This window comes from Marivita sp. (assembly GCF_048006345.1).
In the GTDB taxonomy this organism is placed as follows: Bacteria; Pseudomonadota; Alphaproteobacteria; order Rhodobacterales; family Rhodobacteraceae; genus Marivita.
The window spans coordinates 4,433,203-4,448,942 of record NZ_CP180351.1; the positions used below are offsets into that span (position 1 = coordinate 4,433,203).

Here is a 15,740-nt window from a genome sequence, read left to right on the forward strand (position 1 = left end):
TGCGCGGGGCTGCACAGCCATGGTGCGGGTCAGGATTTGCTGGGGGTTCAGCGCGTGATCGGCGGTAAGATTTGACACCGACGCGTGACTGGAACCACGGGAACTGGCATGTCCCATGACGTATCAAGAAAAAGTGACGCCCGCAAAAAGCGCCATTGTTTCAACGGGATCACTGGAGTGCGAGCCAAAAAGAGCGCGGGCGTGATGCGTTGTACCCGAAAGCGTGGCGATTTGGGTGCGGGCGACGCGCCATGGCGGTGCTGTGTCAGATGCGCTTTGGAGCTTTGGACAGCGATCAAACCCGATGGAGCTACGCCATACTACGTGCTTGGACTGCTGGTGGCGGCTCTTCATTTCACGGAGGCGGCATCGCTCTTGTGTGGATGCCCCAGCCTGAGGTCGCGTTAACAATTGTCCCAGAGCGCGGCGAAGCGGGCGAATGTCGCGCTGAGGATTTTTTGTCGGAGCTTTGGTTTCTGGCCCTTGATTTCACTCAGGCCTTGGAATACGCGTCATCTCGGCCTTAGGGGTATAGCTCAGCTGGTAGAGCGACGGTCTCCAAAACCGTAGGTCGCGGGTTCGAACCCTGCTGCCCCTGCCATTCCTCCGATACACAGATACGGCGACCGGTTGTGCATCTGCGACTATTCAGCGGCGCATAAAAAAAGGCCGCCCCTTTCGGGACGGCCCTTTCCGCACGGGATGCGATGCTTAGTAGAGCAGCGCTTGAATACGTTCTGCCGTTTCGGTGCGTGTCATGTCGCTGTTGATGTAGCTCATCGCGATCGACAGTTCTTCCGCGGTAAGACCGGTGAGGTCCGCATCGGGCGCATAATCAAGCAAGAGGCGTTCGACATTCGAGCCAACGTTGATCAGCGCCGTGTTGTCGTCGCCGCGCAGGATGCTCCGAACGCGCTGGGTGACTTCGGAATGCGAGTCGCTGCCGTAGGTTGCGGAGAGCGCCATTTCGGCCTGTGCCTGAGTGATGGTGCTGAAATCTGCATCAGGTGCATAGCTCAGCAGGCGGTTCATTTCCGCTTCGCTGATCACCGCCGCGTCCTGTTCCAACTCGTTCTTGGTTGTGAGGGCGCGCAGTTTCGAAGATTTCTCGCTGAACGAGTCGCCGGATGTCACGATGCCATAGGCAATGTCATATTGGGTGTCGGTCAGCACAGAGGTGTCGATGCTTTCATCAAAGCTCTGCACCTGCTGAATTTCCGCCTCGGTGGCAGCAAAACCTGCGGTGCCGATTGTGGTTGCGAGTGCGGTTGCAATCATCATGCGTTTCATTGTGAATTCCTTTCGGTTCAGTACATTTTGGTTTTGGTAGTGCTTGCGGTGCGTTGCCCCGCCGGCTCTGGGGGACAAACAGGCGGGAGGCGTGATCGTTCCCACAAGTTGTTGGAAAATAAGACACATATTTGTGAGAGTGGGTGTTGGAACCTTTTTGCCGCCGATGCCATACGCGCGTTCATTGAAAGTGTTTCTTTTGTGGTCGTGACAGGACGGGCGGCTGTTTGCTTGAATTCGAACGGCGTCTTCGCTAAGTGCGGGTCAGAGCAAACGCAAAGCGAGACTACAGTCATGGCAACGACCAACCCACTTCAGTTCATCCAGCAGGTTCGCGCTGAGGTGTCCAAGATCGTCTGGCCGACGCGGCGCGAAGTGCTTTTGACCACTGTGATGGTCTTTATCATGGCGGCTTTGACGGCTGTGTTCTTTGCGCTGGTGGACATTTTGATCCGCAGCGGGCTTCAGGGATTGCTCAACATCTTCGGGTGACGCGGGTCTGCTCTTGAAAAGGGCAGGCTAAGGCGGTAACTGACCGCTTAAGACGGAATGAGGCGTGCATCGATTCGTGTTGCACGCCGCTTTTTTATTCCGGAGCTGGCGTGGCGACAGGTCAGCCAGAAGAAATCAGACGGCGTCTCAGCCGCACGGACAAGAAGGTTTGCGACCAGATGGCGAAGCGGTGGTACTCGGTCAGTGTTCTGTCGAATTTCGAAAAGAAAATCGCAGAGCAGATCCTTCAGAAGGTCGAGGAGCAGGGGCTTCAGGACCAGATCGCTGAAGTGATGGTGCCGACCGAGGAAGTGATCGAAATCCGCCGTGGCAAGAAGGTGACGGCAGAACGTCGGTTCATGCCGGGCTATGTGCTGGTGCGGATGGAGATGTCGGATCAGGGCTATCACCTGATCAACTCGATCAACCGCGTCACCGGGTTTCTTGGTCCGCAGGGTCGCCCGATGCCGATGCGCGATGCCGAAGTGCAGGCGATCCTTGGCCGAGTGGCCGAAGGTGAAGAAGCGCCGCGCACGCTCATCCATTTCGAGGTGGGCGAGAAGGTCAAGGTCAACGACGGTCCGTTCGAGGATTTCGATGGCATGATCGAGGAAGTGGACGAGGACAACCAGCGCCTGAAGGTGTCGGTGGTCATCTTTGGCCGGGAAACCCCGGTCGAGTTGGAGTTTACGCAGGTCACGAAGCAATAGGGATCTGCGACGGTGGGCAGAATTGCCCACCTTACGAGATACGGCAGGCGACTGTCGTAAGGTGGGCGGATCGCCCATCATCAGAGAGTGGGAGGCGAGGGCATCGCGATGTCCGGACCGGACCACACAACATGAGTGACCTTGGAACGCGTTCCCGGGTCGTTGGAAAAGGAGAGGCCAGATGGCCAAGAAACTTGTCGGCAAGATGAAGCTGCAGATCCCTGCAGGTAAAGCCACACCGAGCCCGCCCGTTGGTCCTGCACTGGGTCAGCGCGGCATCAACATCATGGAATTCTGCAAGGCGTTCAACGCCAAGACGCAGGACATGGAAGAGGGCGCTCCGTGCCCGACCCAGATCTATTATTACCAGGACAAGTCCTTCACGATGGAAATCAAGACGCCGCCCGCGTCTTATTACCTGAAGAAGGCAGCTGGTCTGAAGCCGGTCGGCAAGCGGAACCGTCCGCGCGGTGCAGAAAAGCCGGGTCGTGAGACCGTGGCCACCGTGACCGCGGCACAGGTGCGCGAGATCGCAGAAGCCAAGATGAAAGACCTCAATGCAACGGACATTGAAGGTGCAATGCAGATTATCCTGGGCTCTGCGAAGTCCATGGGCATCGAGGTGAAGTAAGATGGCTAAACTTGGAAAACGCACCCGCGCCGCCCGTGAAGCTTTTGCAGGCAAAGACGGTCTGACCGTTGCCGAGGCTGTTGCCCTGATCAAGAGCAATGCCAACGCGAAGTTCGACGAAACTCTGGAAATCGCAATGAACCTCGGTGTTGACCCGCGTCACGCCGACCAGATGGTTCGCGGCGTTGTCGGCCTGCCGAATGGCACCGGCAAAACCGTTCGTGTTGCCGTGTTCGCACGTGGCCCCAAGGCTGACGAAGCCAAGGCAGCTGGCGCAGACATCGTTGGTGCAGAAGACCTGATGGAAACCATCCAGGGCGGCACGATCGATTTTGACCGCTGCATCGCAACCCCGGACATGATGCCGATCGTCGGCCGTCTGGGTAAGGTGCTTGGCCCGCGCAACCTGATGCCGAACCCGAAAGTCGGCACCGTGACCATGGACGTCAAGCAGGCTGTCGAAGACGCCAAGGGCGGTCAGGTTCAGTTCAAGGCCGAGAAGGCTGGTGTTGTACATGCCGGGATCGGCAAGATCTCGTTCGACGACGCCAAGCTGGTCGAGAACGTCAAGGCGTTCGTTGACGCTGTGGCCAAGGCCAAGCCGACAGGCGCCAAGGGCACCTATATGAAGAAGATCGCGCTGTCTTCGACAATGGGTCCGGGCGTGTCCGTCTCTGTGGACGACGCAGCCGGTCACTAAGGCCACTGGGCTCATTGATTTTCAGAACGGCGCTCTTTTCCAGAGCGCCGTTTTTTTGTGCCTTCAAAACGTACAGCCCGTGCCAAATTATCCGCAAGTTCGGCTGTTACGAAGTACCTTGTTGGTTTGCGCAAGGGGCTTTGCAATGCACACAGAAACATTGGACCGCGCCCATTGGGGGCTGATCGGCTTTGGGGTCGGTGCGATCGCTTTAATGGCTGCTGCCGTGATGACATCTGGTGTGATGTCCCATGATCCGGAAACGGAGAAAAGCATCGGTACACTCATGGGCGAAATTGCACGCGACATGCGCGCTGCGGCGACGGGGGCAGAGCCACCTGTTGCATCTTCCGCGCCCGCCCCGCGCGGCCTTTTCGATGTCGACGGTGTTCTTTGGTATGTGGCCCCGGTTTTCGGGATGCTTGCAGCGTTTCTGGGCGGGATCAGCCTGTACAAGCATGAACCGGCGGGCTTGGCCAAGCTGGCTATCGGCATGGGGATCGGCGCGGTCATCATGCAATACGCATTGTGGATCGCGTTGCTGATCTGCGGGACGATGCTGCTGGTCGCGATTGCTGGCAATATCGGCGACATCATCGGCGGTTGACGCCTCTTTTACCGTCAGATCGGCTCTGTGTTAACACCGGTGACGCAGAGTTGATGCCGAGACTGCAATCCGCCATGGGCGCGCCTGTCCCACATCCACAATCAAGGATTGGTCCGGGTGTGGTGACCCTTTTTAATGATGGATCTCGCCGATGACGCTCAGATCAGCCTGTCGAAAGAAGGTGTTTGAGGAATTCCGTGTCTGTGCTACGATAATGTAAGTTTGTTTGGAAACTGCTCCGATTTGCCAGCCCCAGGGGTTGGCATTCGCCTCTGTTCGTATTACTCCGCATCTCTGTAGATCAGCGCGTGATTCGTCTCGCGCTTTTTTGCATTACGTCCGAGACGGTGGGTTGAGGCATATGCCGCAATAAATCCTGCCCGAGGCGGTAGCAGACCGACATGCCAAGGCTCACCCGTTGAGCGCTGGGCGGGTTTGGGACCGCAGACTGCGGACCAAAACCGCCGGAGCGATCCGGTTTTACTGAGCCGGGGGGTCCGCCCCCCAAACTGGAGTACACCTGTGGATAGAGCCCAAAAAGAGAAAGTGGTCGAGGAACTCGGCCAGATCTTCGAAAGCTCTGGCGTCGTTGTGGTAGCCCACTACGAAGGTCTCACAGTTGCCGAGATGCAGGATCTGCGGGGGCGCGCACGCGCTGCTGGCAGTTCCGTTCGTGTCGCCAAAAACCGTCTGGCCAAGATTGCCCTTGAAGGAAAGCCCTGCGCAAGCATCGCTAACTACCTGACAGGCATGACGGTTCTCACCTATTCCGAAGACCCTGTGGCAGCTGCCAAAGTGGTCGAGGACTTTGCCAAGGAGAACAAGAAGTTCGAAATCCTTGGCGGGGCCATGGGCGAGAACGCACTTGACCGGGCTGGCGTGGAAGCCGTGTCCAAGATGCCGTCCCGCGAGGAGCTTATCGCTTCCATCGCCGGCTGCATTGGCGCACCGGCAGCCAACATTGCTGGCGCGATTGGCGCACCTGCATCGAACATCGCCTCCATTCTCTCGACCATCGAAGAGAAAGCGGCGTAAGGCACCTGAGAACATCTTCGTGGGGTTGAAACCTCGACGTTGGAACACATTTAGATAGGAAAGTCACAATGGCTGATCTGAAAAAACTGGCAGAAGAGATCGTTGGTCTGACGCTTCTCGAAGCACAAGAACTGAAAACAATCCTCAAGGATGAGTACGGCATCGAGCCCGCAGCTGGCGGCGCAGTGATGATGGCTGGTCCGGTTGGCGGCGACGCCGGTGGCGCGGCTGCTGAAGAGCAGACCGAGTTCGACGTCATCCTGAAGTCGGCTGGCGCATCCAAGATCAACGTGATCAAGGAAGTTCGCGGCATCACCGGTCTGGGCCTGAAAGAAGCCAAGGATCTGGTTGAAGCTGGCGGCAAAGCTGTCAAAGAGCAGGTTTCCAAAGCAGAAGCCGAAGACATCAAAGCGAAGCTGGAAGCAGCTGGCGCGGAAGTCGAGCTCAAGTAATCGCTTAACGGTTCCTTCGGGGGCCGGTGAGCACATTTGCGAGGCTGGGTATGGGGTTTTCCATGCCCAGCCAAGCCTGTCTTAGAGAAGCCCTTTGTCATATCGGGGCTTCTCTTGGACAGGACCCAAGGATCGGGAGGCGTGCGGTGGGACGTGCGCCGTGAATTGATCGGGTTCGTGTCGTCTCTATTGGGCAGACCGCCGGGGCCCGACGGCGTGACGCTCAGCTGAGAATGAAAAGGTGATATCGACCATGGCGCAAAGCTATCTTGGCCAGAAACGTCTTCGTAAATACTACGGAAAAATTCGCGAGGTTCTGGAGATGCCGAACCTCATCGAGGTTCAGAAATCCTCCTACGACCTCTTCCTGAAATCCGGCGATCAGCCGCAGCCGCTTGACGGTGAAGGCATCAAGGGTGTCTTCCAGTCGGTGTTCCCGATCAAGGATTTCAACGAAACCAGCGTGCTGGAATTCGTCAGCTACGAGCTGGAAAAGCCGAAATACGACGTCGAGGAATGCCAGCAGCGCGACATGACCTACAGCGCACCGCTCAAGGTGAAGCTGCGCCTTATCGTGTTCGATATCGACGAAGATACCGGCGCGAAGTCGGTCAAGGACATCAAGGAACAGGACGTGTTCATGGGCGATATGCCCTTGATGACGCCGAATGGAACGTTCGTGGTGAACGGCACGGAGCGCGTAATCGTGTCCCAGATGCACCGTTCGCCGGGCGTGTTTTTCGATCACGACAAGGGCAAGACGCACAGCTCGGGCAAGCTGCTTTTCGCCTGCCGCATTATCCCCTATCGCGGCTCGTGGCTCGACTTTGAATTCGACGCGAAGGACCTCGTGTTCGCGCGCATCGACCGTCGCCGCAAGCTGCCGGTGACAACACTTCTCTATGCTCTTGGTCTCGACCAGGAAAGCATCATGGACGCGTATTACAACACCGTGACCTACAAGCTGCGCAAAGGCGAAGGCTGGGAGACCAAGTTCTTCCCCGAGCGCGTGCGTGGCACCCGTCCGACCTATGATCTGGTCGATGCAGCCACCGGTGAAGTCTTTGCAGAAGCGGGCAAGAAGATCACGCCCCGCGCTGTCAAGAAGATCATCGACGAAGGCAAGATCACGAACCTTTTGCTGCCGTTCGAACAGATCGTTGGCAAGTTCGTTGCGAAGGACATCATCAACGAAGACACCGGCGCGATCTATGTCGAAGCCGGGGACGAACTGACATGGACCGTCGACAAGGACGGTGCAGTTTCGGGTGGTAGCCTGAAAGAGCTGATGGATGCGGGGATCACCGAGATTCCGGTTCTCGACATCGATAACATCACTGTCGGTGCGTATATGCGCAACACGATGGCAAACGATAAGAACATGAACCGCGAAACCGCGCTCATGGACATCTATCGTGTCATGCGTCCGGGCGAGCCGCCGACCGTTGAAGCCGCTTCTGCATTGTTCGACACGTTGTTCTTCGACAGCGAACGCTATGACCTGTCCGCCGTGGGCCGCGTGAAGATGAACATGCGTCTCGCGCTCGACAAGCCGGACAGCCAGCGCACGCTCGACCGTGAAGATATCGTGGCCTGCGTCAAAGCACTGGTCGAACTGCGTGATGGCAAGGGCGACATCGACGACATCGACCACCTCGGCAACCGCCGGGTGCGCTCGGTCGGCGAATTGATGGAAAACCAGTACCGCGTCGGTCTGCTCCGCATGGAGCGGGCGATCAAGGAACGTATGTCCTCGGTCGAGATCGACACGGTGATGCCGCAGGACCTGATCAACGCGAAACCGGCAGCCGCGGCTGTGCGCGAATTCTTCGGCTCCTCGCAGCTGTCGCAGTTCATGGACCAGACCAACCCGCTGTCCGAAGTGACGCACAAGCGTCGTCTTTCGGCGCTTGGACCGGGCGGTCTGACACGCGAACGTGCGGGCTTTGAGGTGCGCGACGTGCACGCGACCCACTACGGTCGTATGTGCCCGATTGAAACGCCGGAAGGTCCGAACATCGGTCTCATCAACTCGCTGGCGACGTTTGCCCGCGTGAACAAGTATGGGTTCATCGAAACACCGTATCGCAAGGTCAAAAATGGCCATGTGACGGATGACGTTCAGTACATGTCCGCTACCGAGGAACAGCGTCATACCGTGGCCCAGGCCAACGCGCTTCTGGACGAGAACGGCAAGTTCGTGAACGAGTTCGTCAACACCCGTCAATCGGGTGAATACACGCTCGCGCCGAACGAGAGCGTCGATCTGATCGACGTGTCGCCGAAGCAGCTTGTGTCGGTTGCGGCCTCGCTCATTCCGTTCCTCGAAAACGACGACGCGAACCGCGCTCTGATGGGTTCGAACATGCAACGTCAGGCGGTTCCGACCCTGCGTTCCGAAGCGCCGCTGGTCGGCACCGGGATCGAAGGTGTGGTTGCGCGCGACTTGGGTGCGGCCATCATGGCCAAGCGTGCAGGCGTGATCGACCAGGTGGACGCGACACGTATCGTTGTGCGTGCGACCGAAGACCTTGAGCTGGGCGATGCGGGTGTGGACATCTACCGTCTGCGCAAGTTCCAGCGCTCGAACCAGAACACCTGTATCAACCAGCGTCCGCTGGTGAATGTGGGCGACACCGTGGGCAAGGGCGAGGTGATCGCCGACGGCCCGTCGACCGATCTGGGCGAACTGGCTCTGGGTAAGAACGTGGTCGTCGCGTTCATGCCGTGGAACGGTTACAACTACGAAGACTCGATCCTCATCTCCGAGCGGATCGCACGGGACGACGTGTTCACCTCGATCCATATCGAGGAATTCGAAGTCGCCGCGCGGGACACCAAGCTTGGGCCGGAAGAGATCACCCGCGACATTCCGAACGTCGGTGAAGAAGCGCTGCGCAACCTCGACGAGGCGGGCATCGTGTATATCGGCGCGGATGTGGAGCCGGGCGATATCCTCGTCGGTAAGATCACTCCGAAGGGCGAAAGCCCGATGACGCCGGAAGAGAAACTTCTCCGCGCCATCTTTGGTGAGAAAGCGTCGGACGTGCGGGATACCTCGCTGCGGGTGAAGCCGGGTGATTTCGGCACCGTTGTGGAAGTGCGGGTCTTCAACCGTCACGGCGTCGAGAAAGACGAACGTGCGTTGCAGATCGAGCGCGAGGAAGTCGAACGTCTGGCCCGTGACCGGGACGACGAGCTGGCGATCCTTGACCGCAACATCTACGCGCGTCTGAAGGACCTGATCCTTGGCAAGATGGCTGTCAAAGGCCCGAAAGGGATCAAGTCGAACAGCCAGATCACCGAAGAACTGCTGGACAGCCTGACCCGTGGTCAGTGGTGGCAGCTGGCATTGGAAGACGAAGACGACGCCAAGATCATGGAAGCCCTGAACGAGCAGTACGAGGCGCAGAAGCGTGCCCTGGATGCCCGTTTCGAGGACAAGGTCGAAAAGGTCCGTCGTGGAGACGATCTGCCTCCGGGCGTGATGAAGATGGTCAAGGTGTTCGTCGCGGTGAAGCGCAAGCTGCAGCCGGGCGACAAGATGGCCGGACGTCACGGCAACAAGGGTGTGATTTCGAAAGTGGTGCCGATCGAGGACATGCCGTTCCTTGCGGACGGCACTCCGGTCGATTTCTGTCTCAACCCGCTGGGCGTGCCGTCGCGTATGAACGTTGGTCAGATTCTGGAAACCCATATGGGCTGGGCCGCACGCGGTCTGGGGATCAAGATCGACGAAGCGTTGCAGGATTACCGTCGCTCGGGCGACCTGACCCCGGTGCGCGAAGCGATGCGGATCGCCTATGGCGACGATGTCTACGAAGAAGGCATCAAGGACATGGACGAAGCACAGCTGATCACAGCGGCTAGCAACGTCACCCATGGTGTGCCGATCGCAACGCCGGTCTTTGACGGTGCGAAAGAGGCTGATGTGAACGACTCGCTCGTGCGCGCCGGTTTCGACACATCGGGTCAGTCGATCCTGTTCGACGGTCGCTCGGGTGAGCAGTTCGCGCGTCCGGTGACCGTTGGCGTGAAGTACCTGCTCAAGCTGCACCACCTTGTGGACGACAAGATCCACGCGCGTTCCACAGGGCCGTACAGCCTTGTGACCCAGCAGCCGCTGGGTGGTAAGGCGCAGTTCGGTGGCCAGCGTTTCGGGGAGATGGAGGTCTGGGCTCTGGAAGCTTACGGCGCTGCATACACCCTGCAGGAAATGCTGACCGTCAAGTCGGATGACGTCGCGGGCCGGACCAAGGTCTATGAAAGCATCGTCAAGGGCGAGGACAATTTCGAAGCGGGCATTCCCGAGAGCTTTAACGTTCTCGTCAAGGAAGTGCGCGGCCTCGGCCTGAATATGGAACTCCTGGATGCGGAGGAGGATGAGTGAGCCGAATGGCGGGCTGAAGCCCGCCCTACGCAAACTCTGTAGGTCGGGCATTTGCCCGGCCAACTCCGAAACTTCCCTTTCAAGGATTTGAAAATGAACCAGGAACTGACCAACAACCCGTTCAACCCCGTCACACCGCCCAAGGCGTTCGACGAGATCAAGGTCTCGCTCGCGTCGCCGGAGCGGATCCTGTCGTGGTCTTTCGGTGAGATCAAAAAGCCCGAAACCATCAACTACCGGACGTTCAAGCCCGAGCGTGACGGCCTTTTCTGCGCGCGTATCTTTGGCCCGATCAAAGATTACGAATGTCTGTGCGGCAAATACAAGCGGATGAAGTATCGCGGCGTTGTCTGCGAAAAATGCGGTGTGGAAGTCACGCTGCAAAAGGTTCGTCGCGAGCGCATGGGCCACATCGAACTGGCCGCACCCTGCGCCCATATCTGGTTCCTCAAGTCGCTGCCGTCGCGCATCGGCCTTATGCTGGACATGACGCTGCGCGATCTGGAACGCATCCTCTATTTTGAAAACTACGTCGTGATCGAGCCGGGTCTTACCGACCTGACCTACGGCCAGTTGATGACCGAAGAAGAGTTCATGGACGCGCAAGATGCTTACGGCATGGACGCGTTCACGGCCAATATCGGTGCCGAAGCGATCCGCGAGATGCTTGCCAATATCGACCTCGAAGCCGAGGCCGATCAGCTGCGCGCGGACCTCAAGGAAGCCACCGGCGAATTGAAGCCGAAGAAGATCATCAAGCGCCTCAAGGTGGTTGAGTCCTTCCTCGAATCCGGCAACCGCCCGGAATGGATGGTTCTGACCGTGATCCCCGTGATCCCGCCAGAACTGCGTCCGCTGGTCCCGCTGGATGGCGGCCGCTTTGCGACCTCCGACCTCAACGACCTGTATCGTCGTGTGATCAACCGGAACAACCGTCTGAAGCGCCTGATCGAACTGCGCGCGCCGGATATCATCGTCCGCAACGAAAAGCGGATGCTGCAGGAATCCGTGGATGCTCTGTTCGACAACGGCCGTCGTGGCCGCGTCATCACAGGCGCCAACAAGCGTCCGCTCAAGTCGCTGTCCGACATGCTCAAGGGCAAGCAGGGCCGCTTCCGTCAGAACCTTCTGGGTAAGCGCGTCGACTTTTCCGGTCGTTCGGTCATCGTGACCGGTCCCGAACTCAAGCTGCACCAGTGCGGTCTGCCCAAGAAGATGGCACTCGAACTGTTCAAGCCGTTCATTTATTCGCGCCTTGAAGCGAAGGGTCTGTCGTCGACTGTCAAACAGGCGAAGAAACTGGTCGAGAAGGAGCGTCCCGAGGTTTGGGATATTCTTGACGAGGTGATCCGCGAACACCCGGTTCTGCTGAACCGGGCACCGACGCTGCACCGCCTCGGCATTCAGGCGTTCGAACCGATCCTGATCGAAGGTAAGGCGATCCAGCTTCACCCGCTCGTCTGTTCGGCCTTCAACGCCGACTTCGACGGTGACCAGATGGCGGTTCACGTACCGTTGTCGCTGGAAGCCCAGCTTGAAGCCCGTGTTCTGATGATGTCGACGAACAACGTTCTGTCGCCCGCCAACGGCGCACCGATCATCGTTCCGTCGCAGGATATGATCCTTGGCCTCTACTACACCTCGATTGCCCGCAAAGGCATGAAGGGCGAAGGCATGAAGTTCGCGTCGATCGAAGAGGTCGAGCACGCGCTGAATGCGGGTGAGGTACATCTGCATGCCAATATCGAATGCCGCGTCAAACAGATCGACGACGAAGGCAACGAAGTGTTCAAGCGCTACGAGACCACACCGGGTCGCGTCCGTCTTGGCGCGCTGCTGCCGCTGAATGCGAAAGCGCCGTTTGACCTCGTCAACACGCTGCTGCGCAAGAAAGACGTGCAGAAGGTCATCGACACTGTCTACCGCTATTGCGGTCAGAAAGAGAGCGTCATCTTCTGTGACCAGATCATGTCGATGGGTTTCAAGGAAGCGTTCAAAGCGGGCATTTCCTTTGGCAAGGACGACATGGTGATCCCGGAGTCCAAGTGGCCGATCGTGGAAGAAACCCGCGAGCAGGTGAAGGATTTCGAACAGCAGTACATGGACGGCCTGATCACTCAGGGCGAAAAGTACAACAAGGTGGTCGATGCCTGGTCGAAGTGTAACGACAAGGTCACCGAAGCCATGATGTCCACCATCTCGGCGGCGAAGACCGACGAGGCGGGCGCCGAAATGGAACCGAACTCGGTTTATATGATGGCGCACTCCGGTGCCCGTGGCTCGGTCACGCAGATGAAGCAGCTGGGCGGGATGCGCGGCCTGATGGCGAAGCCGAATGGTGACATCATCGAGACGCCGATCATTTCGAACTTCAAGGAAGGTCTGACCGTTCTTGAGTACTTCAACTCGACCCACGGTGCCCGTAAGGGTCTGTCCGACACCGCTCTGAAAACCGCGAACTCGGGTTACCTGACCCGTCGTCTGGTTGACGTGGCGCAGGATTGCATCGTGCGCATGCACGACTGTGGCACTGACCGTGCGATCACGGCTCAGGCAGCGGTCAATGACGGGGAAGTCGTGGCGTCGCTGGCCGAGCGTATCCTCGGCCGCGTCGCGGCTGACGATATCCTCAAGCCGGGGACCGAGGAGGTCATCCTGCGGGCCGGTCAGTTGATCGACGAACGCATGGCTGACCTGATCGAAGAGTCCGGTGTCGCAACCATGCGCATTCGTTCGCCGCTGACATGCGAGGCGGAAGAGGGCGTTTGCGCCATGTGCTATGGTCGTGACCTTGCACGCGGTACGCTGGTCAATATCGGTGAAGCCGTCGGCATCATCGCGGCACAGTCGATTGGTGAGCCGGGCACACAGCTGACGATGCGGACGTTCCACATCGGCGGTGTTGCGCAGGGTGGTCAGCAGTCGTTCCAGGAAGCGAGCCAGGAAGGCAAGGTCGTGTTCGACAACGCGTCCACGCTGGAAAACTCGGTGGGCGACACGCTGGTTATGGGCCGCAACATGAAGCTGCGCATCGTGGACGAGCATGGCGTCGAACGGGCCAGCCACAAGCTGGGCTACGGCACCAAGGTCTTCGTCAAGGAAGGCGCAATGATCAAGCGTGGTGACAAGCTGTTCGAATGGGATCCCTATACCCTGCCGATCATCGCCGAGAAGGACGGTATCGCCAAGCATGTGGACCTCACCGCTGGTGTGGCCGTGCGCGACGAGACTGACGATGCGACGGGCATGACCCAGAAGATCGTGATCGACTGGCGGGCTGCTCCGCGCGGGAACGAGCTCAAGCCTGAGATCATCCTGATGGGCGAAGATGGCGAGCCGCTGCGCAACGATGCGGGCAACCCGATCACCTATCCGATGTCGGTGGACGCCATTCTGTCGGTCGAAGACGGTCAGGACATCAAGGCGGGTGACGTGGTTGCACGTATCCCGCGCGAAGGTGCCAAGACCAAGGACATCACCGGTGGTCTGCCGCGTGTGGCCGAACTCTTTGAGGCACGTCGCCCCAAGGACCACGCCATCATCGCGGAAATCGACGGCTATGTGCGCTTTGGCAAGGACTACAAGAACAAGCGTCGCATCACCATCGAACCGGCGGATGACACCATGGAGCCCGTGGAATACATGGTCCCCAAGGGCAAGCACATCCCCGTCGTCGAAGGCGATTTCGTCCAGAAGGGCGATTACATCATGGACGGCAACCCCGCGCCGCATGACATCCTGTCCATCATGGGTGTCGAAGCGCTGGCGAACTACATGATCGACGAGGTTCAGGACGTCTATCGCCTGCAGGGTGTGAAGATCAACGACAAGCATGTCGAAGTGATCGTGCGCCAGATGCTGCAGAAGTGGGAAATCCTTGAAAGTGGGGATACCACGCTTCTCAAGGGCGAACACGTGGACAAGGCCGAATTTGACCTTGCCAACGAGAAGGCCGAGAAGAAGGGTGGCCGTCCGGCGCAGGGCGAACCGATCCTGTTGGGCATCACCAAGGCGTCGCTGCAGACCCGCAGCTTCATCTCGGCGGCGTCGTTCCAGGAAACCACGCGCGTGCTGACCGAAGCGTCGGTTCAGGGCAAGAAGGACAAGCTTGTTGGCCTGAAAGAGAACGTCATCGTGGGCCGTCTGATCCCGGCGGGCACCGGCGGGGCAACGCAGAAGGTGCGTCGCATTGCGCAGGATCGCGACAATATCGTGATCGAAGCGCGCCGCGAAGAAGCCGAGGCCGCAGCCGTTCTGGCGGCACCGGACCGGATGGACGACGTGGTGGGTGGCGACGAGTTCGACAACATCATCGTCGATACGCCGGAAAGCCGCGAATAAGCCTCACGCGTCTTGAATTAAGAAAGCCCCCTGTTTTGCAACAGGGGGCTTTTTTGTTGGGAAGTGGCTGCTTCGAGCCCGTAATCACGGATGCCGCACAACGCACAGGTGGCTGGCAATCGCCAGAAATCGCCAGAAGCGGACGCTGGCAGGACTGAGGACAGCCCTTGGCATCCTCGTATTGACCTACGGCAAGCTGCGCAGGATCAATAGGCGGGGCGCGATCGGACGCCCCGCATGATGGCTTCAGCCGATCGCGGTGGCGACCACCTTGGAAAGCGGCGTAGTCGGACGGCCGATCAGGGTCGATAGCTGCGTTCGTTCGTCAAACAGAACACCCTTGGAGGCCTCGACATCGCAATGGGCAAGGAACTCTGCCAGTTCGGCCGGCAAGCCCGCGCTGCTCAACGCGGCGGCATAGTCGGCCTCGGGCATGTCGACGTAAGGAATCTCCCTTCCCACTTGCGCCGATAGAGTGGCCGCCAGATCGGCGAGGGTAAAACTTTCGTCGCCGGACAGCTCATAGGTCCTGCCCCGAAGGCCCGCGTCCAGCAGCACGGCGGCGGCGGCCTCGGCATAATCCTGCCGCGCGGCCGACGAGATCCGTCCATCCTTGGCCGCGCCGATCAGGGCGTTGTGTTCCAGCGCCGCAGGCAGGCCCATGGCGTAGTTCTCTGTATACCAGCCGTTGCGCAGCACGGTATGGCCGATGCCGGAAGCGGCCAACAGCTTTTCCGTCTCGACGTGCTCCGGGGCAAGACCGAGCGTGCTGGAGGGTGCCTTCAGCAGGCTGGTGTAAACGATATGCTGAACCCCGGCGGCCTTCGCGGCTTCGATCACGGCGGCATGTTGCGTTACACGGCGACCGATGTCGCTACCCGAGATCAGCAGCAGCGTGTCGATGCCATCCAGCCCCGCAGCCAGGGTTTCGGGGGCGTCGTAGTCGAAGATACGCGTCGGCACGCCCAAATCCGCGGCCTTGTCGATGTTGCGGGCCAGCGCGACGATGCCGCCCGGCGCATTCTTGGTTTTCAAGGTGTTGATGACGAGGCGGCCAAGCTGGCCTGTTGCGCCGGTGATTGCAATGGTCAT

Annotated in this window: 11 protein-coding genes and 1 tRNA gene; 10 read left to right on the forward strand and 2 right to left on the reverse strand. The window is 59.0% G+C overall.

Annotated features, from left to right (window positions below; translation table 11 throughout):
* Nucleotides 1–525 precede the first annotated feature (525 nt).
* A tRNA-Trp gene (locus tag ACMVPR_RS21545) sits at nt 526–601 on the forward strand.
* Between the two features lie 110 nt (nt 602–711).
* Here the strand turns inward: ACMVPR_RS21545 and ACMVPR_RS21550 are convergent.
* Entirely contained in the window at nt 712–1,290 is a 579-nt protein-coding gene (locus ACMVPR_RS21550) for a hypothetical protein (protein WP_416884531.1), read from the reverse strand.
* 294 nt (nt 1,291–1,584) lie between these two features.
* Between ACMVPR_RS21550 and secE the strand changes: the two genes are divergently transcribed.
* From secE to rpoC, 9 genes are all read left to right on the forward strand, one after another.
* Complete coding sequence (gene secE / locus ACMVPR_RS21555; RefSeq protein ID WP_292270551.1) at nt 1,585–1,782, forward strand: preprotein translocase subunit SecE; 198 nt, start codon at nt 1,585–1,587, stop codon at nt 1,780–1,782.
* Between the two features lie 179 nt (nt 1,783–1,961).
* Nucleotides 1,962–2,492: a transcription termination/antitermination protein NusG gene (gene nusG / locus ACMVPR_RS21560; protein ID WP_292270553.1), complete on the forward strand. Its 531-nt coding sequence runs from the start codon at nt 1,962–1,964 to the stop codon at nt 2,490–2,492.
* A 181-nt stretch (nt 2,493–2,673) separates the two neighbouring features.
* Entirely contained in the window at nt 2,674–3,123 is a 450-nt protein-coding gene (gene rplK, locus ACMVPR_RS21565; RefSeq protein ID WP_416884532.1) for a 50S ribosomal protein L11, read from the forward strand.
* A 1-nt stretch (nt 3,124) separates the two neighbouring features.
* Entirely contained in the window at nt 3,125–3,823 is a 699-nt protein-coding gene (gene rplA / locus ACMVPR_RS21570; RefSeq protein WP_292270560.1) for a 50S ribosomal protein L1, read from the forward strand.
* Nucleotides 3,824–3,968: 145 nt separating this feature from the next.
* On the forward strand, nt 3,969–4,430 hold the full coding sequence (locus ACMVPR_RS21575; protein WP_416884533.1) for a hypothetical protein: 462 nt from the start codon (nt 3,969–3,971) through the stop codon (nt 4,428–4,430).
* 522 nt (nt 4,431–4,952) lie between these two features.
* The gene (gene rplJ / locus ACMVPR_RS21580) at nt 4,953–5,465 is read left to right on the forward strand and encodes a 50S ribosomal protein L10 (protein WP_292270273.1); all 513 of its coding nucleotides are present in this window, start codon (nt 4,953–4,955) and stop codon (nt 5,463–5,465) included.
* Nucleotides 5,466–5,533: 68 nt separating this feature from the next.
* Nucleotides 5,534–5,917 carry a 50S ribosomal protein L7/L12 gene (rplL, locus tag ACMVPR_RS21585; protein WP_292270275.1) on the forward strand — a complete coding sequence of 128 codons (384 nt, stop codon included), beginning with the start codon at nt 5,534–5,536 and terminating at the stop codon, nt 5,915–5,917.
* Nucleotides 5,918–6,170: 253 nt separating this feature from the next.
* Nucleotides 6,171–10,307, forward strand: coding sequence for a DNA-directed RNA polymerase subunit beta (rpoB, locus tag ACMVPR_RS21590; RefSeq protein ID WP_416884534.1), 4,137 nt, complete (start codon nt 6,171–6,173; stop codon nt 10,305–10,307).
* A gap of 93 nt (nt 10,308–10,400) precedes the next feature.
* Complete coding sequence (rpoC, locus tag ACMVPR_RS21595; protein ID WP_416884535.1) at nt 10,401–14,648, forward strand: DNA-directed RNA polymerase subunit beta'; 4,248 nt, start codon at nt 10,401–10,403, stop codon at nt 14,646–14,648.
* A gap of 246 nt (nt 14,649–14,894) precedes the next feature.
* Here the strand turns inward: rpoC and ACMVPR_RS21600 are convergent, their stop codons facing one another.
* Nucleotides 14,895–15,740 carry an SDR family oxidoreductase gene (locus tag ACMVPR_RS21600; RefSeq protein ID WP_416884536.1) on the reverse strand — a complete coding sequence of 282 codons (846 nt, stop codon included), beginning with the start codon at nt 15,738–15,740 and terminating at the stop codon, nt 14,895–14,897.